This is a genomic window from Thermomonospora curvata DSM 43183 (assembly GCF_000024385.1).
GTDB lineage: Bacteria > Actinomycetota > Actinomycetes > Streptosporangiales > Streptosporangiaceae > Thermomonospora > Thermomonospora curvata.
The window spans coordinates 4,078,835-4,100,916 of the sequence record NC_013510.1 but is presented as its reverse complement, the minus strand read 5'-3'; the positions used below and the strand labels follow the sequence as shown (position 1 = coordinate 4,100,916).

Genomic DNA, 22,082 nt, shown 5'->3' with positions numbered 1-22,082 from the left:
ACAGTAGCAAAGTCGCGGGGCGCCGCCCGTCCCGGCGCGGATAGTGTGGACGGCGTGGTGACCTACCTCGACCATGCCGCGACCACCCCCATGCTGCCGGAGGCCGTCGAGGCGATGACCGCCGAGCTGGGACGGCTCGGCAACCCCTCGTCCCTGCACTCGGCCGGCCGCCGCGCCCGCCGGGTGGTGGAGGAGTCCCGCGAGATCATCGCCGACGTCTTCGACGCCCGTCCCAGCGAAGTGATCTTCACCGGTGGCGGCACCGAGGCCGACAACCTGGCCGTCAAGGGCATCTACTGGGCCCGCCGCGCCGCCGACCCGGCCCGCACCCGGGTGCTGGTCGGCGCGGTGGAACACCATGCGGTGCTGGACGCCGCCCAGTGGCTGGCCGACCACCAGGGCGCCCGGGTGGAGCACATCCCGGTGGACTCCCTGGGACGCGTCGACCCGGACGTGGTGCGCGAGATGATCGGCCCTTCCGGCGGCGCCGACATCGCCCTGATCACCGTCATGTGGGCCAACAACGAAGTCGGCACCGTGCAGCCGGTCGCCGAGCTGGCCGCGCTGGCCCGCGAGCACGACATCCCCTTCCACACCGACGCCGTCCAGGCCGCCGCGCAACTGCCGGTCTCCTTCGCCGGCAGCGGCGTGCACTCCCTGGCCCTGTCGGGGCACAAGCTCGGCGGCCCGCTGGGGGTGGGCGTGCTGCTGCTGGCCAAGGGCATCGACCCGGTCCCGGTGCTGCACGGCGGCGGGCAGGAACGCGACGTGCGCTCCGGCACCCTCGACACCCCCGCCATCGCCGGGCTGGCCGCCGCCGTCCAGGCCGCCGCCGCCCAGCGGGAGGAGCACGCCCGCCGCCTGACGGCCCTGCGCGACCGGCTGATCGCCTGCGTCCTCGACGCCGTCCCCGACGCCGTGCTCAACGGCGACCCGGTCAACAGGCTTCCCGGCAACGCGCACCTGTCGTTCCCCGGCTGCGAGGGCGACGCGCTGCTGATGCTGCTGGACGCCCGCGGCATCGCCTGCTCCACCGGCTCGGCCTGCTCGGCCGGGGTGGCCCAGCCCAGCCATGTGCTGCTGGCGATGGGCGCCAGCCCCGAACGCGCCCGCGGCTCCCTGCGCTTCAGCCTCGGCCACACCTCCACCGAGGACGACGTGACCGCCCTGGCCGAGGCCATCGGCCCGGTGGTCGAACGGGCCCGCCGCGCCGGCCTGTCGTAGGCGCCCCTACGGCCGGTAGGGGGCCAGCGCCCGCCAGCCCGGGTCGGGGGCGGAGGCCACCTTGGCCCTGCCCTCCGGCCAGGAGGCGGCCAGCTGGTCCAGCCGGGCCAGCACCCCGGAGTCGGGGTCGGCGTACAGGTGGTACACCCGCAGGCCGTCGCCGGTCTCCTGGACCGCCAGCACCGCGTCCGGCCCCAGGGCGTCCAGCTTCTTCTCCAGCTCGCGCAGCGCCGAGGCGGACGGCTCCACCGGGAGCCGGTCGGGGTTGCTGTGGGCGTACGGCACCGACACCGCCACGTGCAGGTCGCACAGCGGGTGGTCCTGGCGGTGCAGGGGGAAGCGGGCGCCCAGCCGGGCCGGGTGGCCGCGCGGGGTGCGGCCCTCGCCCCACAGCCAGGTCGGCTCGCGGAACTGCTCGGCGATCTGGTCGACCACCGCCGGCAGCATGCCGGGCGGCAGCGCGTCCATGGGCGGCTCGGTGGCGATGGTCACCTCGCCGATCCAGCGGGCCACATCGTCCTCGCCCAGCGCCCAGTCCAGCACGTGCCCGGCGACCTGCCGCCGGGCCTCCTCGGCCACGAACAGAAAGTCCGGGTGGTAGACGGCGACGTGGACGCGGGCCCGGGCCTGGTCGGCCCGCATGCCCACCCGCACGTACTCCAGGTCGAACTCATGGTCGCCCAGCGTCAGCTTCTGGGTCAGCATCTCCGGGTCGGCCTGCCGGGCGGCGTGCAGCGCCCAGCCGCCGGTGTCGGCGGGCGCGGCCCGCAGCCACCGCTCGGCCAGCCCGCGCAGCTCCCCGTCGCCGCCGCCGGTCACCGTCAACGTGGGGACCCCGCCGTCGGGCCGTCCGATCTCCCACTGCAGGTGCGGGTGGATCCGGTGCACCCGCAGCGACAGCTCCTCGATCAGATCGGCCGACGGCCCGTCGCCGAGCGATGCCTCGATCTTCGGCCGGGCCTGGGCCCACCACTGCCAGAACTCGGTGATCGCGGGGAGCGGTGTCGGACGCGCGGCGTCGCGCTGGCGGCGGAAAAGTCCCATAGCCGCTCAATCGTATTGCTCCAGGGCCGGTGGCCGGGGCACCCGCCCTCGTGTCGGGGAGCCGCCCGCCGCACGGCCCGCAGCGACCGGCGCGACGCCCGCCGGGCAGCGCGTAGCCTTGAGAGGTCATGACTTTGCGCGTACTGGCCGCCATGTCCGGCGGCGTCGACTCAGCGGTGGCCGCCGCCCGCGTGGCCGAGGCCGGCCACGACGTCACCGGCGTCCACATGGCCCTGTCGGCCAACCCGCGGTCCTACCGCACCGGGGCGCGGGGCTGCTGCACGCTGGAGGACGCCCGCGACGCCCGCCGCGCCGCCGACGTGATCGGCATCCCCTTCTACGTGTGGGACCTGGCCGAGCGCTTCGACCGCGACGTGGTCGCCGACTTCGTCAGCGAGTACGCCGCCGGGCGCACCCCCAACCCCTGCCTGCGCTGCAACGAGAAGATCAAGTTCGCCGCGCTGCTGGACCGGGCGCTGGCGCTGGGCTTCGACGCGGTGTGCACCGGCCACTACGCCCGCTGGGAGAACGGGGTGCTGCGCCGCGGCGTGGACACCGCCAAGGACCAGTCGTACGTGCTGGCGGTGTGCACCCCCGAGCAGCTGGCGCACGCCATCTTCCCGCTCGGCGACACCACCAAGGCCGAGATCCGCCGCGAGGCCGAGCGCCGCGGCCTGGCCGTCGCCGACAAGCCCGACAGCCACGACATCTGCTTCATCGCCGACGGCGACACCCGCGCCTTCCTGGCCGAGCGGCTGGGCACCGCCCCCGGCCCCATCGTGGACGAGACCGGCCAGGTCGTCGGCGAGCACCAGGGCGCCTACGCCTACACCATCGGCCAGCGCCGCGGCCTGCGGCTGGGCCGCCCCGCCCCCGACGGCAGGCCCCGCTACGTGCTCGACATCTCCCCGGCCACCAACACCGTGACCGTCGGCCCCCGCGAGGCGCTGGACGTGCACGAGATCGTGGGGGAACGGCCGGTGTGGCTGGCCCCCCCGCCGGCCGGCCCCCATGAATGCCAGGTGCAGCTGCGCGCCCACGGGGAGGTCTACGACTGCACCGCCGAGGCGGACGGCGACCGGGTGCGCATCAGGCTGCACGAGCCGGCCCGCGGGGTGGCCAGGGGGCAGGCCGCCGTGCTCTACGACGGCGACCGGGTGATCGGCTCGTCCACCATCGCCCTCACCTCGCGCGTACCCGCCTGAGCCGGAGTTGCGGGTACGTTCTGCCCTATGGAGTTCGGAGTTTCCGCATTCATCACCGATGAGGGCATCGGCCCCGCCGCGCTCGGCCGGGCCCTGGAGGAGCGCGGGTTCACCTCGCTGTTCGTCGCCGAGCACACCCACATCCCCGTCAAGCGCGAATCGCCGTGGCCGGGCGGGGCGGAGATGCCGCGCTGGTACTACCGCACCTTCGACCCGTTCGTGGCGCTGACCGCCGTCGCGGCGGCCACCGAGCGGCTGCGGGTCGGCACCGGCATCGCCCTGGTGATCCAGCGGGACCCGATCATCCTCGCCAAGGAGGTCGCCTCCCTGGACCGGGTGTCGAACGGCCGGGCGGTGCTGGGCGTGGGCGCCGGCTGGAACCGCGAGGAGATGCGCAACCACGGCACCGACCCGCGCACCCGCATGGCGCTGCTGCGGGAGCGGGTGCTGGCGGTCAAGGAGCTGTGGACCAAGGACGAGGCCGCCTTCCACGGCGAGTTCGTGAACTTCGACCCGGTCTTCTGCTACCCCAAGCCGGTGCAGGACCCGCACCCGCCGATCCTGGTCGGCGGCTCCGGCCCCACCGTCTTCGACCGGGTGATCGAGTACGGCGACGGCTGGATGCCGATCTACGGCCGGATCCCCGGCGACACGGCCGAGCAGATCGCGAGGCTGCGCGAGCGCGCCGGCCGCCGCGTGCCGGTGCTGATGTTCGGGGTGCCGCCCAAGCCGCAGGTGATCGAGGAGCTGCGGGAGGCCGGGGTGGATGAGATCCTGTTCGGCATCCCCACCGAGCCTAAGGACGCCACGCTGGCGCGGCTGGACAAGATCGCCGAGCTGATCTCCTCCTAAAGTTGGGGGACGTGGCACAGACAGCGAGTTTCCCGTGGCGGCCGGGCAGCGCGACCGGCGTCGGCTCCTACCCCGGCGACGATCCGGCCGAGGCGCTGCGCGTGGTGCTCGGCGAGCTGCCCGGCCTGCCGCACCTGCCCGAGCTGCCCGGCCGCGGGCCCGGCGCCGACCTGATCGGCCGCGCCGCCGGCCTGCTGGTGGAGTTGCCGGTGGAGCTGCAGCCGTCCGGCTGGCGCCTGGCCGGCCGGCCCGGACGCGACCTGCGCCGCGCCCACGACCACCTGGCGCGCGACCTGGACGCCCTGGAAGAGGTGGCGGGCGGCTACGAGGGACCGCTGAAGATCCAGGTCTGCGGCCCCTGGACGCTGGCGGCCGGCGTGGAGCTGCCCAGCGGCCACCGGACGCTCAAGGACGCCGGCGCGGTGCGCGACCTCATCGCCTCCCTGGCCGAGGGGGTCGCCGGGCACGTCGCCGAGATCCGCCGCCGGGTGCCCGGCGCCCGCGTCCTGCTGCAGCTGGACGAGCCGGGCCTGCCGGCGGTGCTGGCCGGTACCGTTCCCACCGCCTCCGGGTTCGCCCGGCTGCCGGCGGTGGAGGAGGCGGTGGCCGTCGACGGGCTGCGCCGCGTCATCGAGGCCGCCGACGCCTGGCCGCTGGTGCACTGCTGCGCCCGCCGGGTGCCCTATGGGCTGCTGCGCAAGGCGGGCGCCAAGGGCATCTCCATCGACCTGAGCCTGGTGCCCGACCGCGACGACGACCCGATCGGGGAGACCATCGACGCCGGGGTGGCCCTGTTCTTGGGCGTCCTGCCCGGCACCGACACGCAGCTGCCGTCGCTGCAGGACACCGCCGCGCCGGCGCGGGAGCTGTGGCGGCGGCTGGGCTTTCCCGCCGCCACCCTCGGCGAGCAGACCGTGATCACTCCCGCCTGCGGCCTGGCCGGCGCCTCCCCCCGCTACGTCCGCGCCGCCCTGAAACGCTGCCGCGAGGTCGCCCGCACCTTGCACGAGGCCCCGCAGATGTGACGCGCCGAAAAGGCCCGCGCCGCAGCGGCGCGGGCCTTTTCGGCCACCGGCGGAGGTGGGGTCAGGAGCTGGTGAAGCGGGCGATGTCGCGGAGCACGCTGAGGTCGGCCAGGAACCCGATGTGGGTCTGGCAGAGGACGAGGTTGTTGGTGGCGCCGCTCAGCCGGGTGCTGGTGTAGGGGATGATGATCCCGTCGCAGGGGGAGTACCAGGTGGCGTAACGGGTGTTGCCCGGGGTCTCGTCACCGGCGGTGATCTGGGCGATGAACGACGAGCCCGGGAGCATCTGCTGGCAGGTCACGAAGACCAGGCAGGCGGACGCGTAGGTGGTGCCGTGGTTGGCGCCGGCGATGGAGGCCAGCCGCCCGACGTTGGGGTGCCCACCCAGGACCTTCAGGTAGTACAGGCTGACCAGGCCGCCCATGGAGTGGTTGACGATGTCGACCTGGGAGGCGCCGGTGCGGGCCTTGACCTGGTTGACGAAGGAGGCCAGGCCCTGGGCGTTCTGCACGTTGTTGCCGTAGGAGTTGTACTCGTAGGCGAACAGCTGGTCGCTGCGGTACCCCATCGAGCGGAACACCGACATGGCGGTGATCCAGTTGGACGCGCTGCCGGTGTAGCCGTGCACGAAGATCACGGGCCTGGTGGGGGCGGCGTGGGCGGCCGGCGCGACCGCGAGCGTCGCGCAGGCGGTGACCAGGGCCACGAGGATGCCGATCAGCCGGCGCATGAGATCCTCCGTGGGGGGACGGGGAACGGGAACCTTTTTGGAGGATCACCGGCCCGCATCCAGGGCGGCATCGGTGAAATCACCGGCCTTTCAAGCACTATGCCTGCACACGGCGGAGAGGGGACTTCGCGGGTGCGGCACACCGCGGCCGTGACGGGCGGGGAATGTCGGCGGCGCGCACCACAATGAGTCCATGAGCTTGAGCGAGGGCACCCCCACCGAGGCGGCACGGCGCCACGCGGAGCTGAGCCGGGAGATCGACGAGGCCAACTACCGCTACTACGTGCTCGACCGGCCGACGCTGAGCGACGCCGAGTACGACCGGCTGATGCGCGAGCTGCGCGAGCTGGAGGAGCGGCATCCGGAACTGGTCACCCCCGATTCGCCCACCCAGCGGGTCGGGGCGCCCATCGTCACCGACTTCGCCACCGTCCAGCACCTGGAGCGCATGCTCAGCCTCGACAACGCTATGACCGGCGAGGAGCTGGCGGCCTGGGGGGAGCGGGTGCTCAAGGAGGTCGGCGAGCAGGCCTCCTACCTGTGCGAGCTCAAGATCGACGGGCTGGCGGTGGCGCTGGTGTACCGCGACGGCCGCCTGGTGCGCGGGGCCACCCGCGGCGACGGGCGCACCGGCGAGGACGTCACCAACAACATCCGCACCATCGACGTCGTCCCCGACCGGCTGTCGGGCGAGGGCTGGCCGAGCCTGCTGGAGGTGCGCGGCGAGGTCTTCTTGACGGTCGCCTCGTTCGAGCAGATCAACGCCGCGATGGTGGACGCCGGCCGGGAGCCGTTCGCCAACCCCCGCAACGCCGCCGCCGGCTCGCTGCGGCAAAAGGACCCGCGCATCACCGCGCGGCGCCCGCTGAGCATGCTGGTGCACGGCTTCGGCGCCTGGGAGGGCCGCGAGCTGCCGCGCAGCCAGTCGGAGGCCTATGAGCTGATGCGCTCGTGGGGCCTGCCGGTCAGCGACCTGTACAAGGTCGTGCCGGACCTGGAGGGGGTCCGCGAGTACGTCGCCCACTACGGCGAGCACCGGCACGATCCCCCCTATGAGATCGACGGGGTGGTGGTCAAGGTCGATCAGCTGGCGCTGCAGCGCCGGATGGGGTCCACCTCGCGGGCGCCGCGCTGGGCGATCGCCTTCAAGTACCCGCCCGAAGAGGTCAACACCAAGCTGCTGGACATCAAGGTCGGGGTGGGGCGCACCGGCCGGATCACCCCGTACGGGGTGATGGAGCCGGTCAAGGTGGCCGGGTCCACGGTGGCCTACGCCACGCTGCACAACGCCGGCGAGGTCGCCCGCAAGGGCGTGCTGATCGGCGACACGGTGGTGCTGCGCAAGGCCGGCGATGTGATCCCCGAGATCGTCAAGCCGGTGACCGAGCTGCGCGACGGCTCCGAACGCCCCTTCCACATGCCCGAGACCTGCCCCGAGTGCGGCACTCGGCTGGCTTACGAGAAGGAGGGCGACGCCGACATCCGTTGCCCCAACGCCCGCTACTGCCCGGGGCAGCTGCGCGAGCGCCTGTTCTTCGCCGCCAGCCGCAACGCGCTGGACATCGAGGCGCTGGGCTATGTGGCCGCCACCGCCCTCACCCAGCCGCTGGAGCCGTCCGACCCGCCGGTGCGCAACGAAGGCGACCTGTTCCACCTGAAGGTCGAGCAGCTGCTGCCGATCCGCACCGTGGTGCGCGACCCGCGCACCGGCCTGCCCAAGATCGACCCCAAGACCGGTGAGCAGAAGGTGGTGAGCTTCTTCGCCACCAAGGACGGCAGGCCCAAAAAGACCGTCGAGGTGCTCTTCGCCGAGCTGGAGAAGGCTAAGACGCGGCCGCTGTGGCGGGTGCTGGTGGCCTTGTCGATCCGCCATGTGGGCCCGACCGCGGCGCGCGCCCTGGCCCGTGAGTTCGGCTCCATCGACGCGATCATGAAGGCCTCCGAGGAGGAGCTGGCCGCCGTCGACGGCGTCGGCCCGGCCATCGCCGCCTCCATCAAACGCTGGTTCGCCGAGGACTGGCACCGGGAGATCATCGAAAAGTGGCGGGCCGCCGGGGTGCGGATGGCCGACGAGGGGGCCGACGGGCCGCGCCCGCTGAGCGGGGTGGCCGTGGTGATCACCGGCACGCTGGAGCACTACAGCCGGGACTCGGCCACCGAGGCGGTGCTGTCGCGCGGCGGCCGGGTCACCGGCTCGGTCTCCAAGAAGACGAACTTCGTCGTCGTCGGCGACAACCCCGGCTCCAAGTACGACAAGGCCGTCAAACTGGGCGTGCCGGTGCTGGATGAGGACGGCTTCCGGGTGCTGCTGGAGCAGGGGCCGGAGGCGGCCAAGGCCATGGCCGTGACCGAGGTCCCGTAACGAACCAGGATTCACGGCCGCGCGGGCAGCGGCTTGTTACCCAAAGGTATGGTGTAACTACCCAACGGTGATGGCGGGGGAGGGAACGACCGGCCCGGCTCATAACGCAACGTACGCAATCGGCTTCGCGAAGTTGAGCAAAGGTCGTACCCTCCTCATCATCTCCACCCGTCCGCACTCCTGAGGCCGTGATGAAGGACCCGAACAGCACGCGGAACACAGCGCCGCGGCGCGGATCCCCGCTATGGATCTACTTCGTCGCCGTCATCGGCGCCGGGGCCGTCGCCTTCGCCGCGGCCCTGCACGGCACGACCCGCGCCGACCTGGACGCGCTCACCGGCAACCCGGTGTTCTGGATCCTGGGCTGCTTCATCGTCTTCGGCGAGCTGCGGCCCATCGTCGCCACCGGCTCCGGGGAGCACACCGGCGGCGCCACCGCCTCCACCACCTTCTCTTTCGCCGCCCTGCTGTACGCCGGGCTGCCGGTGGCGGTGCTGCTGCAGGCGGCGGCGGTGCTCATCAGCGGGATCCTGCGGCGGCACGCGGTGCACCGCACCGCCTTCAACGTCGCCCAGTCCACCCTGAGCCTGACGGCCCCGGCGCTGGTGCTGCACTCCTTCGGCATCGCGGCCTCGCCCCTGCCGGACCGGTTGTGGGTGCCCGCCGGCTCCGACCTGCTGCCCATGGCGGTGGCCGGCCTGGTCTACATCGTCTGCAACAACCTGCTCGTGTGCACGGCGGTGGCCCTGCACGAGCGGGTCCCGCCGCTGCAGATGCTGCGCCGGGACCTGGGGCATCAGCTGCTGGTGCAGCCGGCGCTGCTGGCGCTGGCCCCGCCGGTGGTGGTCACCATGGACCGCTCCCCGGCGTTCGTCCTGCTCATCGCGCTGCCGCTGATGGCGGTCTACCTCAACGCCGCGGTGTCGATGCGCCGCGAGCACCAGACCCGGCACGACGGGCTGACCGGCCTGCCCAACCGCAAACTACTGACGCTGCGCACCCGGCAGGCCCTGGCCGCGGCGGGCGCCGACCGCCGGCTGGGGCTGTTCCTGCTGGACCTGGACCGCTTCAAGGAGGTCAACGACACCCTCGGGCACGCCGCCGGGGACCGGCTGCTGCAGATCGTCGCGCACCGCCTCACCCACAGCGTGCGCCCCGGCGACCTGGTGGCCCGCCTGGGGGGCGATGAGTTCGCGGTGCTGCTGCCCACCGTCCGCGACGAGCGGGCCGCCCGCGAGGTGGCCGCCCGGCTGCGGGCCGCCCTCGGCGAGCCGGTGCGGCTGGAGGGGCTGACCTTCGACCTGGAGGCCAGCGTCGGCATCGCCCTCTGCCCCGACCACGCCGCCGATTTCGAGTCGCTGCTGCAGCGCGCGGACGTGGCGATGTACGTGGCCAAGGAGAGCCGCACCGGGGTGGAGGTCTACTCGCCCGCCAAGGACCGCAGCTCCCCGGACCGGCTGGGCATGCTCGGCGACCTGCGCCGCGCCATCGACCGCGGGGAGCTGGAGCTGCACTTCCAGCCCAAGGTCTGCCTCGGCACCGGCCGCCCGGTGGGCCTGGAGGCGCTGCTGCGCTGGCGCCACCCCGAACTGGGCCTGCTGGAGCCCGGCCGTTTCCTGCCCATGGCCGAGCAGACCTACCTGATGTGCTCGATCAGCCGGCACGTGCTGAAGACCGCCCTGGCCCAGGCCGCCGCCTGGCGGCGGGAAGGGCTGGAGATCCAGGTCGCGGTGAACGTCTCCGGCCGCGACCTGCTGGATGTGGGGCTGGCCGAATCCGTCCGCGAGGAGCTGGCCCGCCACGGCCTGCCGCCCGAGGCCCTCCAGCTGGAGATCACCGAGCGGGTGCTCGCCAACGAGCCCGCCTACGCCGCCGAGACCCTCACCGCGCTGGCCGAGTTGGGCGTGCCGCTCAGCCTGGACGACTTCGGCACCGGTTATTCGTCCCTGGTGCACCTCAAGCGGCTGCCGGTGGAGGAGATCAAGATCGACGCCTCGTTCGTGTCCCGGCTGGCCCACACCGCCGGCGAGGCCGCCGACGATGCGGTCATCGTCCGCTCCATCGTCGAACTGGCCCGCACCCTCGGCCTGCGCTCGGTGGCCGAGGGAGTGGAGGACGCCGCCACCGCCCACCTGCTGCGCGAGCTGGGCTGCGACGCCGCCCAGGGCTGGTTCTACGGCCGTCCCATGGACGGCGCCGCCACCACCGACTGGCTGCGCCGCCATCTGCAGCGCGCCCCCGAGCCGGCCGCCTGACCGGCCGTCCGCCCGCGGGCGGACGGCTCAGTACGGGTCCCGGTAGCGGCGTTCTTCGCGCGCCGGCGCCTCGGGCGGCGGGGCCGCGCCGCCCTTGCGGGCGATGGCGAAGCGGATCAGGCCCAGCACCAGCCAGGCCAGCCCGCCGATCATGAGGATCACGCCGACGACCGTGATATCGACGCCACTGATCCGGTAATCGACCGCGTAGGTCAAGATGGCGCCGATGATGATCAGGGCGAGACCGCCTCCGATGGTCAAGGCCCACTCCTCTCCGGAATCTCCCCGCGGGGGGCACCGCAGACCCCTTCCCGCTGGGCGTGTCCCAAACGGGCCGGGGCGGCGCGTGGCCGTGATCCCGGGTAAAGCGTTCTGAGGCGGCCTGCGGGGCCCCATAGGATGGCGACGAACCCAACCGATCGCAGAAACGGCTTTCCACATGTCCGCCATCACCCGTGACGAGGTCGCTCACCTCGCCCGGCTGTCCAGGCTGGCGCTGGACGAGGATGAGCTCGATCACCTCGCCGCCCAGCTCGATGTGATCATCTCCGCGGTCGCGCGGGTGCAGCAGGTCGCCGCGGAGGACATCCCGCCGACCTCGCACGCGCTGCCGATCACCAATGTCTTCCGGCCCGATGAGGTCCGTCCGTCGCTGACCCCCGAGCAGGCCCTGTCGGGGGCGCCGGCCGCCGAAGAGCAGCGCTTCCGCGTGCCGCGGATCCTGGGGGAGGAAGCGTGAGCGGTGAGCTGACCCGCAAGAGCGCCGCCGAGCTGGCGGAGCTGATGGCCGCCGGCCAGGTCTCGGCGGTGGAGGTCACCCAGGCGCACCTGGACCGCATCGCCGAGGTGGACGGCCGCATCGGCGCCTTCCTGCACGTCGACGCCGAGGTCGCGCTGGCGCAGGCGCGGGCGGTGGACTCCCGGCGCGCCGCCGGCGAGGAGCTCGGCCCGCTGGCCGGGGTGCCGATCGCCCACAAGGACGTCTTCACCACCGTGGACATGCCCACCACCGCGGGCTCGAAGATCCTGGAGGGCTGGCGGCCGCCGTACGACGCCACCGTCACCGCCCGGCTGCGCGCCGCCGGGCTGGTGATCCTCGGCAAGACCAACCTGGACGAGTTCGCCATGGGCTCCTCCACCGAGAACAGCGCCTATGGGCCCACCCGCAACCCGTGGGACCTGGAGCGCGTGCCCGGCGGCTCCTCCGGCGGCTCCTCGGCCGCGGTCGCCTCCTACCAGGCGCCGCTGGCCACCGGCACCGACACCGGCGGCTCCATCCGCCAGCCCGCCGCGGTCACCGGCATCGTCGGCACCAAGCCCACCTACGGCGGCTCCTCCCGCTACGGGCTGATCGCGTTCGCCTCCTCGCTGGACACCCCCGGCCCCTTCGGCCGCACCGTGCTGGACGCCGCGCTGCTGCACGAGGCGTTCTCCGGCCACGACCCGATGGACTCCACCTCCATCGACCGCCCGGTGCCGCCGGTGGTCGAGGCCGCCCGCCGCGCGGATGTGGCCGGGCTGCGCATCGGCGTGGTCAAGGAGCTGGGCGGCGAGGGCTACCAGCCGGGCGTGCTGGCCCGCTTCAACGAGGCGGTGGAGCTGCTGGAGTCGCTGGGCGCCAAGGTCGCCGAGGTCTCCTGCCCGCACTTCGCCTACGCGCTGCCGGCCTACTACCTGATCGCGCCGTCGGAGTGCTCCTCCAACCTGGCCCGCTTCGACGCGATGCGCTACGGCCTGCGGGTCGGCGACGACGGCACCCGCAGCGCCGAGGAGGTCATGGCCCTCACCCGCGCCCAGGGCTTCGGCCCGGAGGTCAAGCGCCGCATCATGCTGGGCACCTACGCCCTGTCGTCGGGCTACTACGACGCCTACTACGGCAAGGCCCAGCAGGTCCGCACCCTGATCATCCGCGACTTCGAGGCCGCGTTCGAGCAGGTGGACGTGCTGGTCTCGCCCACCACGCCGACCACCGCCTTCCCCCTCGGCGACCGGGTGGACGACCCCATGGCGATGTACCTGGCCGACCTGGCCACCATCCCGTCCAACCTGGCCGGCACCCCGGCCATCTCGGTGCCCTGCGGCCTGGCCGACGAGGACGACCTGCCGGTCGGCCTGCAGGTCATGGCCCCGGTCCTGGCCGACGACCGGGTCTACCGGGTCGGCGCCGCCGTGGAACGGGCGTTGACCGACCGCTGGGGCGGGCCCCTGCTGTCCAAGGCACCGGCCCTGTGACGAGAGGGATTGGGATACCTATGACTGCTCCGACACTGGTGCCGTACGAGGAGGCGCTGGCCAAGTACGAGCCGGTGCTGGGCGTGGAGACCCACATCGAGCTGGGGACCGCCACGAAGATGTTCTGCGGCTGCCCCACCACCTTCGGCGCGCCGCCCAACACCCAGGTCTGCCCGGTGTGCCTGGGGCTGCCGGGCTCGCTGCCGGTGACCAACAAGGCGGCCATCGAGGGGATCATCAAGATCGGGCTGGCGCTGAACTGCACCATCGCCGAGTGGTGCCGTTTCGCCCGCAAGAACTACTTCTACCCCGACATGCCGAAGAACTACCAGATCTCCCAGTACGACGAGCCGTTGTGCGTCGACGGGTATCTGGACGTGGAGGTCGACGGGGAGACCTTCCGCATCGGCATCGAACGGGTCCACATGGAGGAGGACACCGGCAAGTCCCTCCACGTGGGCGGCGCCACCGGGCGCATCCACGGGGCCGACTACTCGCTGGTGGACTACAACCGGGCCGGCATCCCGCTGGTGGAGATCGTCACCAAGCCGATCACCGGCACCGGTGACAAGGCGCCGCTGGTGGCCCGCGCCTACGCCACCGAGCTGCGCGAGCTGGTGCGCGCCCTGGGGGTCTCGGACGTGCGCATGGAGGAGGGCTCCATGCGCTGCGACATCAACGTGTCGCTGGCGCCGCGCGGCGCGACCGAGTGGGGCACCCGCACCGAGACCAAGAACGTCAACTCGCTGCGCTCGGTGGAGCGGGCCGTCCGGCACGAGATCGAACGGCAGGCCGCGGTGCTGGAATCCGGCGGCAAGGTCGTCCAGGAGACCCGGCACTTCCACGAGGACACCGGCACCACCACCCCCGGCCGCAGCAAGGAGGAGGCCCAGGACTACCGCTACTTCCCCGAGCCGGACCTGGTGCCGCTGGCGCCGTCCCGGGAGTGGGTGGAGCAGCTGCGGGCCTCGCTGCCGGAGCTGCCGGCCGCCCGCCGCCGCCGGGTGCAGGCCGAGTGGGGCCTGACCGACCTGGAGCTGCGGGACGTGGTCAACGCCGGGGCGCTGGATCTGATCGAGCAGACCGTCAAGGCCGGCTGCGCCCCCGGCCCGGCCCGCAAGTGGTGGATGAACGAGCTGTCGCGCCGCGCCACCGAGCAGGGCGTGGAGCTGGATGAGCTGCCCATCACCCCGGCGCAGGTGGCCCGCGTCCAGGCGCTGATCGACGAGGGCTCCCTCAACGACAAGCTGGCCCGCCAGGTCTTCGAGGGCGTGCTGGCCGGCGAGGGCGACCCCGATGAGGTGGTGGCCGCTCGCGGCCTGAAGGTCGTCAGCGACGAGGGCGAGCTGGCCGCCATCGTCGATCAGGTCATCGCCGAGAACGCCGACGCCGCCGACAAGGTCCGCGCCGGCAAGGTCGCCGCGGCCGGCGCCCTGGTCGGCGCGGTCATGAAGGCCACCCGCGGCCAGGCCGACGCCGCCCGCGCCCGCGAGCTGATCCTGCAGAAGCTCGGCGCCTCCTGAGCGCACGGTTCGGCCCGGCGGCGCCCGTCTTCGGCCGGCGCCGCCGGGCCGCCCGGTCCCCGCGCCCGCCCGGCGATCCTCATGGCCGCCGGACGAGTCCGGGGAGGGGTGTGCGCCCGCCGAGGAGCGGCTCCTTGCGGAAGATGACGCCGTTCGTCTCGTGATGGAGCTTGTTGAGCTGCTTGCGTGTGAAGCGTCCATCGGGACCGGTCGGTTCAGGCCACGGCTCCTGGGAACCGCGGCCTGAACCGACCGGTTGTCCCGTCCGCGCATGCGGCAGGGCTCACCGCCGCAGCGGAATGACCAAGATCCGGTCGTCACCCTCCATGGGTCCGCCCGCGCGGCGGCCGTCGTGGTTGCTGGTGGTCACCCACAGTGAACCGTCCGGGGCCCGCACCACCGCGCGCAGCCGCCCGTAGCGGCCCTCGTAGTGCGCGATGGGACGGCCCACCGTGCCGGTGTCGTCCACCGGGATCTGCCACAGCCGCTGCCCGCGCAGCGCGGCGGCCCACAGCGACCCGCTCGCGTACGCCAGGCCGGACGGGGAGGCCTCGTCGGTCGTCCACGTCACCAGCGGGTCGGCATAGCGGTCATCGCCGTCCCGGCCGCCTTCGACCTCGGGCCATCCGTAGTTGCGGCCCCGCTCGATCAGATTGATCTCATCGAAGCGGTTCTGCCCGAACTCGGTGGCGAACAGCCGCTCGCCCTTCCAGGCCAGCCCCTGCACGTTGCGGTGCCCGTAGGACCAGATGCGGGAGGCGAACGGGTTGCCGGGGGCCGCCTTCCCCTCCGGGGTGACCCGCAGGATCTTGCCGCCCAGCGACCCGCGGTCCTGCGCCAGGTCGGTCCGCCCCGCCTCACCGGTGGCGATGTACAGCATCCCGTCGGGGCCGAACGCGATCCGGCCCCCGTTGTGGATGCCGCCCTTGGGGATTCCGGTGACGATCGGCTGCGGCTTCGACAGCCCATCGCCGTCATAGCGGAACCGCACGACCCGGTTGTCCTCGTCCGCGGTGAAGTACAGGTAGATCTGCCGGTCCCGCTCATAGGAGGGGGACACCGCCACTCCCAGCAGGCCGCCCTCGCCGCCGGGCCGCACCCCCGGGACCTTCCCGACCTCGCTGAGCGCGCCCTGCGGGCTCACCCGCAGCAGCCGGGCGCTGTCGCGTTCGGTGACCAGCGCGTCCCCGCCGGGCAGGAAGGCGATCGCCCAGGGCACGCGCAGCCCGCGCACCAGCTCCCGCGGCCGCGTGGGGGAGACCGTCGCGGTGACGGCCGGGGAGGGCCGCCCGGTGGCGGCGGGCGGCGGAGGCGGGGGCGGCGCGCCGTCGCCGGAGCCGGAGGAGCACCCGGCCAGCACGATCGCTCCCGCGCCCAGCGCGATGGCCTTGCGGATGTCGATGGGCATGAAAGCTCTCCTTCGTCACCCTGCCTTACGGATACAAGGCCCGCCCGGTTCCCCGGCGAACCCTACGATCTGGGCCATGACGAGGCTTTGAGCAGCCGGTCAAGGACTTGGAGCAGCGGAACGGGCGCGTGCCGGCGCCGCTGCCGCGGGCGGATGCGGTGGCGCCGCTCATCCCGGGCGGCCCGCAGGCGCACAAGACGTTCGACGCCGACCTGCCGTCCCCGATGAAGGGCGGCGCGCGGCGCTGGACGTCACCGACCCCGAACCGCTGCCTCCCGCCCCCTGTGGCACATCCCGGAGCGTTCATCACGCCGCCCATCGGGATGACGCGGGCCTCGGCGCGCCGGGTCGTCCGGCTCGTCCGCGAACGGGCACGCCGCTACCGGGTGGGGGAAAATGTGCCGGAGCCGGAGCGCCGGTCCTAAATCACCAACAGTGACAGTGTCTGCCGGGCGGTCTCCCATGGGCAGGGCGGCCCGCGAGGCCGCGGCACGGCAGGGTTGTCGCCGGGTGGACGCTGAGCCTCAATCGCTCCGTGACCTACGGAACGTACATTGAGCAGCACGATGATCCCGCAGTGAGACCTATGGTGAAGACCACGTCGCCGGCTCCGGTCGGCGCCCGATGGCCCCGGAGAGGGGGTGGCGCCCGGTGGGGACGGCGACTTTCGGTTTTCTTCGGCCGGACCGGCGCGGCAGGGCACGAACGGGCACGGTGACCGCGTTATGTCCGATGACATGTCCGGTGACGGCCGAAACCGGTGAACCCTGTGGGGTCCACGGCCCGTAAGGCGGAAAGTGAGCGGCGAATGAGCGGCGAAAGCGCCAGGCGGTTTCCGCCTCGTGTGGTGCCGATCGGTGTCGTCGCGCTGGCAGCAGTGCTCTTCGTCCTGGTCTCGCTGCTGGGCGGCGGCGAGGTGGGCATGCCCGCCTGGGCGGAGACTGTGGCCGCGATGGCGGCGGTGGTGTCGCTGCTGGCCGCGGTGTTCCCGTTGCCCGTCCGGCGGCGGCAGGAGGCGGGCGAGGGCGGCGCGGCCGGCGGCGCGGGCCCGCCGCCGGTCCGCCGTGACCTGCGCCGGGACAGCTGGGGCTGGTTCGCCGTGGCCGCCGCCTGCTGGCTGGCCGGGTCGGTGGCCGGTGCGGTCTCCCCGGGCCTGCTGGACACCAGCAGCGGGGCGCTGTCGCTGGCCGACCTGTTCTACCTGGCCGCCATCGCCGCGCTGACCACCGGTTTCATCGTCCCGGTCCAGCTGCCGCGGGACGTGGGCACCTGGGTGCGCTACATCGCCGACACCTACGTGTGCGTGGCGGCGCTGTTCGTGTTCGGCTGGGTCGCGGAGTTCGGCACGCTCTACCACCTGTCGGGGGAGAGCCCCGCCGAGTTCGTCCTGGAGCTGCTCTACCCGCTGGTGGGCATCGTCCTGCTGTGGGGGGCGCTGCCGTTCGTGCTGGGCGCGGCCCGCCCCTACCGGCCCGGCGTGTGGACCGCCTACCTGGCGCTGACCGCGTTCGTGATCGCCGATGTGGTCTCCATGGCCGTCCGGCTGCGCGGGGACGCCGCCCCGGTCGGCGACATCGGGGACGCGGCGCGCGTGGCGGGACTGCTGGCCCTCGGCCTGGCCCCCTGGATCACCCCTCCGCCGCGCGGCGACGAGCCGGCCGCCGAGGACGCCGAGTTCGAGGGGGGCCTGCCGCGGGGCCGGATGATCGGTCCCGGGATCGCCCCGGCGGCGGTCGGCGCGGCCGCCGCGATCTTCGTCGCCGGTCACTCGCTGACCGGCTCGCGGGGGATGGAGCCGGTGGTGTCCCTGATCGCCGGCTCGGCGGTGCTGGTGATGCTGGCCCGCCTGGCCGGGCTGCAGCGGGAGAACGACGGGCTGCGGCGCGCGGTCGGCGCCGGCGAGGAGCACTTCCGGGCGCTCGCCGAGAGCATCAACGACCTGGTGCTGATCTGCGACTTGAACGGGGTGGTGCAGTACGTCTCCGACAAGGCGCACCGCACCTACGAGCACGTTCCCGACGACCTGCTCGGCCGCTCGGTGACCGAGTTCATCCACCCCGAGGACCTGCCGCACGTGGAGGAGGTCTACGGCGAGTTCCTGACCACCGACCGGCCCGCGCTGCGGATCTCCTGCCGGGTGCGCGCCGCCGACGGCACCTGGCTGCCCACGGAGTCCACCGTCTCCCGCTACACCTCCTCCCGGGTGCTGATCACCACCCGGGACCTGTCGGAGCAGGCCGCACTGCAGCGCCAGGTCACCCACCTGACCTTCCACGACGGGCTGACCGGGCTGCCCAACCGGGCCTACTTCGAAGAGCGGGTGCACGAGGTGGTCGGCCGCGAGCCCAGCCCGGAGACGGTGGCGGTGCTGTTTGTGGACCTGGACGGTTTCACCGCGGTCAACGACTCGGCCGGGCACGCCGCCGGCGACCAGGTGCTGGCCCAGGCCGCCCGCCGGCTGCGCAGCGCCGTTCAGGCCGACGACACCGTGGCCCGCTGGGGGGGCGATGAGTTCGCGGTGCTGGTGGAGAACTCCGACGAGGCGCGTTCCATCGTGGAGCTGGCCGAACGGCTGCTGCGGGTGCTGACCGCCGAGCCGTATCGGGCCGGTGAGCGCGAGGTCGTGCTGAGCGCCAGCATCGGCATCGCCTTCGCCGATGACCCGCCCTCCGGCGACAGCGAACGGCGCAGCGGCGCCGAGCTGATCCGCAACGGCGATCTGGCGATGGCGCGGGCCAAGGAGCTGGGCGGCGGGCGCGTGGAGGTGTACGCCGCGCACATGCACACCGATGTGGTGCGGCGGCTGGAGTTGGGCGCCGACCTGCAGCGGGCGCTGGCCGAAGAGCAGTTCGCGGTGGAGTTCCAGCCGGTGGTCGAGCTGGACACCTCCCGGGTGACCGGGGTGGAGGCGCTGGTGCGGTGGTGGCGCGGCAGCGAGTCGGTGCCGCCGCAGGACTTCATCCGCCCCGCCGAGGAGTCCGGGCTGATGATCACGCTGGGCGACTGGGTGCTGCGCCAGGCCTGCCGCCAGGTGGCCCGCTGGCGCGCCGAGTCCTGGCAGGTGGACCTGTCGGTCAACTTCACCGCCCGGCAGATCGCCGCCCCCCGCTTCGTGGAGTCGGTGGCGCAGGTGCTGGAGGAGACCGGCCTGCCGCCCCAGGCCCTCACCGTGGAGGTCACCGAGGCGGTCCTGGTCGAGGACGCCGGGCAGACCGTCGAGCGGCTGTCGGCGCTGCGCGAGCTGGGGGTGCGGCTGGCCATCGACGACTTCGGCACCGGGTACGCCTCCCTGGCCCACCTGGGCCGGCTCCCGGTGGACGTGATCAAGATCGACCCGTCGTTCGTGGCCGGGCTGGGCCGCGATGAGACCCGGACCCTGCTGACCCGCGCCATCGTGCGGCTCGGCCACGACCTGGGGCTGACCGTGGTGGCCGAGGGCATCGAGCGGCCCGAGCAGCTGGAGCTGCTGCGCCAGATGAACTGCCCGCGCGGCCAGGGGTTCCTGGTGGCCCGCCCGATGGCGCCCGGCCCCGCCGAGTCGCTGCTGCGCACCAACCTCACCACCGTCCAGGACACCGTGCCGGACGATTCGGGGGAGCCGGGCGTCCGGCTGCCCGGATCGGCCCTGTCACCGGGCTGACCTGCCGTGCAGCGGCTCCGGCGGCGCCGTCGCCGCCGGAGACCGTCCAAGGTGTGTCTCAGATAATGAGATATCGGGTCGTGGATTTGACCAACGGCGGGGAAGTCGGCGAAGGTGTACCCGTGCAGAGCATCTCCACGATCCTCGTAGTACTTGGTCGGCGCGCAGGCTGACCAAGTCGTTTCGCCTGCGCGCGCCCCTCGACCGCCGGGACCGGCACGAGGGGTTTTTTGTTGGCCAGGATCACCTCTCCCACCAAGGAAAAGGCATGACGACCGAGCAGATGACGGGGGCTCAGGCGCTCATCCGCGCGCTGGAGAACGTCGGGGTCGACACCGTGTTCGGCATTCCCGGGGGGGCGATCCTCCCCGCCTACGACCCTCTCTTCGACTCCACCAAGGTGCGCCACATCCTGGTCCGGCACGAGCAGGGCGCCGGGCACGCCGCGCAGGGATATGCGATGGTGACCGGCAAGGTCGGGGTGTGCATGGCCACCAGCGGGCCGGGCGCCACCAATCTGGTCACCCCGATCTCCGACGCCTACATGGACTCGGTGCCGATCGTGGCGATCACCGGCCAGGTCACCAGCGGCGCCATCGGCACCGACGCCTTCCAGGAGGCCGACATCGTCGGCATCACCATGCCGATCACCAAGCACAACTTCCTGGTCAAGGACCCCCACGACATCGCGCGCACCATCGTCGAGGCCTTCCACATCGCCTCCACCGGCCGTCCCGGCCCGGTCCTGGTCGACATCGCCAAGGACGCCCTGCAGGCCACCTTCGACTTCACCTGGCCCGAGTCCCCGCACCTGCCCGGCTACCGCCCGGTGACCCGCCCGCACGCCAAGCAGGTCCGCGAGGCCGCCCGGCTGCTGATGGAGGCCAAGCGCCCGGTGCTGTACGTGGGCGGCGGCGTGCTCAAGGCCGGGGCGGCGGCCGAGCTGAAGGTGCTGGCCGAGCTGACCGGCGCCCCCGTCGTCACCACGCTGATGGCCAAGGGCGCGCTGCCCGACAGCCACCCGCTGCACGTGGGCATGCCCGGCATGCACGGCACCGTCGCCGCGGTCGGCGCCCTGCAGCGGGCGGACCTGCTGGTGGCCCTCGGCGCCCGCTTCGACGACCGGGTCACCGGCAAGCTGGACAGCTTCGCCCCCGAGGCCAAGGTGGTGCACGCCGACATCGACCCGGCCGAGATCTCCAAGAACCGGCACGCCGACGTGCCCATCGTCGGCGACGCCCGCGAGGTCATCGCCGACCTGATCGTGGCGGTGCAGGCCGAGCACGAGGCCGGCCGGCGCGGCGACTACGCCGCCTGGTGGAAGCAGCTGCGGGCCTGGCAGGAGACCTACCCGCTGGGCTATGACCACCCCGAGGACGGCTCGCTGGCCCCCCAGTACGTCATCGAGCAGATCGGCAAGATCGCCGGCCCGGACGCCTACTACGTGGCCGGCGTCGGCCAGCACCAGATGTGGGCGGCCCAGTTCATCAAGTACGAGCGGCCCGGGGCGTTCCTCAACTCCGGCGGCGCCGGCACCATGGGCTATGCCATCCCGGCCGCCATGGGCGCCAAGGTCGCCAAGCCGGACGCCACGGTCTGGGCCATCGACGGCGACGGCTGCTTCCAGATGACCAACCAGGAGCTGGCAACCTGCGCCGTCGAGGGCATCCCGATCAAGGTCGCCATCATCAACAACGGCAACCTCGGCATGGTCCGCCAGTGGCAGACGCTCTTTTACAACGAGCGCTACTCCAACACCAACCTGCACTCCAAGCGGATCCCCGACTTCGTCAAGCTGGCCGAGGCCTACGGCTGCGTCGGGATGCGCTGCGACCGGGCCGAGGACGTCGAGGAGACCATCCGCAAGGCCATGGAGATCAACGACACCCCGGTGGTCATCGACTTCGTCGTCCACCAGGACGCCATGGTCTGGCCCATGGTCGCCGCCGGGACCAGCAACGACGACATCAAGATCGCGCGGGATCTCGCGCCCGAGTGGGAGAACGGGGACTGAGGACCCAATGAGCCGTCACACGCTCTCGGTGCTGGTGGAGAACAAGCCGGGCATCCTGGCCCGGGTCGCGGCGCTGTTCTCCCGGCGCGGATTCAACATCGACTCCCTGGCGGTGGGCACCACCGAGCATCCGGAGATCTCCCGGATGACCATCGTGGTCAACGTCGAGGACCACCCGCTGGAACAGGTCACCAAGCAGCTCAACAAGCTGGTCAACGTGCTGAAGATCGTGGAGCTGGACCCGAGCTCCTCGGTGCAGCGCGAGCTGATCCTCGTTAAGGTGCGGGCCGACGCCGAGACCCGCTCCCAGGTGCTGGAGACCGTCCAGCTGTTCCGCGCCAAGGTCGTCGACGTGGCCCCCGAGGCGGTCACCATCGAGGCCACCGGCAACCGTGACAAGCTGGAGGCCCTGATCCGCGTGCTGGAGCCGTTCGGTATCAAAGAGCTGGTGCAGTCGGGCATGGTCGCCATCGGCCGCGGCGCCCGCTCCATCACCGACCGGTCCCTGCGCGCACTGGACCGCAGCGCCTGACGGGCCCGCCGGCGCCGGGTCAGGCCGTCCCTTCAC

At 72.6% G+C, this 22,082-nt stretch carries 16 protein-coding genes; 12 read left to right on the top strand and 4 right to left on the bottom strand.

All coding sequences use genetic code 11. The features are described from left to right. The first annotated feature begins 57 nt into the window (after positions 1–57). Entirely contained in the window at positions 58–1,224 is a 1,167-nt protein-coding gene (locus TCUR_RS17590; protein WP_012853888.1) for a cysteine desulfurase family protein, read from the top strand. A gap of 6 nt (positions 1,225–1,230) precedes the next feature. On the opposite strand, the gene TCUR_RS17585 is transcribed toward TCUR_RS17590, so the two are convergent. After that, positions 1,231–2,268: a DUF695 domain-containing protein gene (locus TCUR_RS17585; protein ID WP_012853887.1), complete on the bottom strand. Its 1,038-nt coding sequence runs from the start codon at positions 2,266–2,268 to the stop codon at positions 1,231–1,233. 128 nt (positions 2,269–2,396) lie between these two features. On the opposite strand from TCUR_RS17585, the gene mnmA reads away from it, so the two are divergent. From mnmA to TCUR_RS17570, 3 genes are read left to right on the top strand one after another with little or no spacing between them, the layout of a single operon-like run. Then, positions 2,397–3,473, top strand: a complete 1,077-nt coding sequence (mnmA, locus tag TCUR_RS17580) for a tRNA 2-thiouridine(34) synthase MnmA (protein ID WP_012853886.1) — start codon at positions 2,397–2,399, stop codon at positions 3,471–3,473. Positions 3,474–3,500: 27 nt separating this feature from the next. Further along, positions 3,501–4,325: an LLM class F420-dependent oxidoreductase gene (locus TCUR_RS17575; protein ID WP_012853885.1), complete on the top strand. Its 825-nt coding sequence runs from the start codon at positions 3,501–3,503 to the stop codon at positions 4,323–4,325. A gap of 11 nt (positions 4,326–4,336) precedes the next feature. After that, complete coding sequence (locus TCUR_RS17570; RefSeq protein WP_012853884.1) at positions 4,337–5,350, top strand: methionine synthase; 1,014 nt, start codon at positions 4,337–4,339, stop codon at positions 5,348–5,350. A gap of 61 nt (positions 5,351–5,411) precedes the next feature. Here the strand turns inward: TCUR_RS17570 and TCUR_RS17565 are convergent, their stop codons facing one another. Beyond that, positions 5,412–6,080: an esterase/lipase family protein gene (locus TCUR_RS17565; protein ID WP_012853883.1), complete on the bottom strand. Its 669-nt coding sequence runs from the start codon at positions 6,078–6,080 to the stop codon at positions 5,412–5,414. A gap of 193 nt (positions 6,081–6,273) precedes the next feature. Here TCUR_RS17565 and ligA point away from each other — a divergent pair, with 193 nt between their 5' ends. After that, positions 6,274–8,442 carry an NAD-dependent DNA ligase LigA gene (gene ligA, locus TCUR_RS17560; RefSeq protein WP_012853882.1) on the top strand — a complete coding sequence of 723 codons (2,169 nt, stop codon included), beginning with the start codon at positions 6,274–6,276 and terminating at the stop codon, positions 8,440–8,442. 191 nt (positions 8,443–8,633) lie between these two features. Then, complete coding sequence (locus TCUR_RS17555; RefSeq protein ID WP_012853881.1) at positions 8,634–10,697, top strand: putative bifunctional diguanylate cyclase/phosphodiesterase; 2,064 nt, start codon at positions 8,634–8,636, stop codon at positions 10,695–10,697. A gap of 27 nt (positions 10,698–10,724) precedes the next feature. Here the strand turns inward: TCUR_RS17555 and TCUR_RS17550 are convergent, their stop codons facing one another. Further along, positions 10,725–10,958: a DUF6458 family protein gene (locus TCUR_RS17550; protein WP_012853880.1), complete on the bottom strand. Its 234-nt coding sequence runs from the start codon at positions 10,956–10,958 to the stop codon at positions 10,725–10,727. Between the two features lie 178 nt (positions 10,959–11,136). Here TCUR_RS17550 and gatC point away from each other — a divergent pair, with 178 nt between their 5' ends. Genes gatC through gatB form a run of 3 tightly spaced genes read left to right on the top strand, consistent with a single transcriptional unit; the run spans position 11,137 to position 14,452 of the window. After that, positions 11,137–11,436, top strand: a complete 300-nt coding sequence (gatC, locus tag TCUR_RS17545; RefSeq protein ID WP_012853879.1) for an Asp-tRNA(Asn)/Glu-tRNA(Gln) amidotransferase subunit GatC — start codon at positions 11,137–11,139, stop codon at positions 11,434–11,436. Between the two features lie 44 nt (positions 11,437–11,480). Continuing rightward, positions 11,481–12,929 carry an Asp-tRNA(Asn)/Glu-tRNA(Gln) amidotransferase subunit GatA gene (gene gatA / locus TCUR_RS17540; protein ID WP_052305694.1) on the top strand — a complete coding sequence of 483 codons (1,449 nt, stop codon included), beginning with the start codon at positions 11,481–11,483 and terminating at the stop codon, positions 12,927–12,929. 20 nt (positions 12,930–12,949) lie between these two features. Then, entirely contained in the window at positions 12,950–14,452 is a 1,503-nt protein-coding gene (gene gatB, locus TCUR_RS17535) for an Asp-tRNA(Asn)/Glu-tRNA(Gln) amidotransferase subunit GatB (protein WP_012853877.1), read from the top strand. 283 nt (positions 14,453–14,735) lie between these two features. Here the strand turns inward: gatB and TCUR_RS17530 are convergent, their stop codons facing one another. Further along, positions 14,736–15,860 (bottom strand): PQQ-dependent sugar dehydrogenase, encoded by a 1,125-nt coding sequence (locus tag TCUR_RS17530; RefSeq protein WP_012853876.1) that lies wholly within the window; start codon positions 15,858–15,860, stop codon positions 14,736–14,738. An 847-nt stretch (positions 15,861–16,707) separates the two neighbouring features. On the opposite strand from TCUR_RS17530, the gene TCUR_RS17520 reads away from it, so the two are divergent. Genes TCUR_RS17520 through ilvN form a run of 3 tightly spaced genes read left to right on the top strand, consistent with a single transcriptional unit; the run spans position 16,708 to position 22,046 of the window. Continuing rightward, positions 16,708–19,500 (top strand): putative bifunctional diguanylate cyclase/phosphodiesterase, encoded by a 2,793-nt coding sequence (locus tag TCUR_RS17520; protein WP_342610141.1) that lies wholly within the window; start codon positions 16,708–16,710, stop codon positions 19,498–19,500. After that, positions 19,448–21,514: an acetolactate synthase large subunit gene (locus TCUR_RS17515; protein ID WP_342610210.1), complete on the top strand. Its 2,067-nt coding sequence runs from the start codon at positions 19,448–19,450 to the stop codon at positions 21,512–21,514. Before TCUR_RS17520 ends, TCUR_RS17515 begins: the two co-directional genes overlap by 53 nt. 7 nt (positions 21,515–21,521) lie before the next feature. Continuing rightward, a complete protein-coding gene (gene ilvN, locus TCUR_RS17510) occupies positions 21,522–22,046 on the top strand; it encodes an acetolactate synthase small subunit (RefSeq protein ID WP_012853872.1) in 525 nt (174 codons plus the stop codon). Positions 22,047–22,082 lie beyond the last annotated feature (36 nt).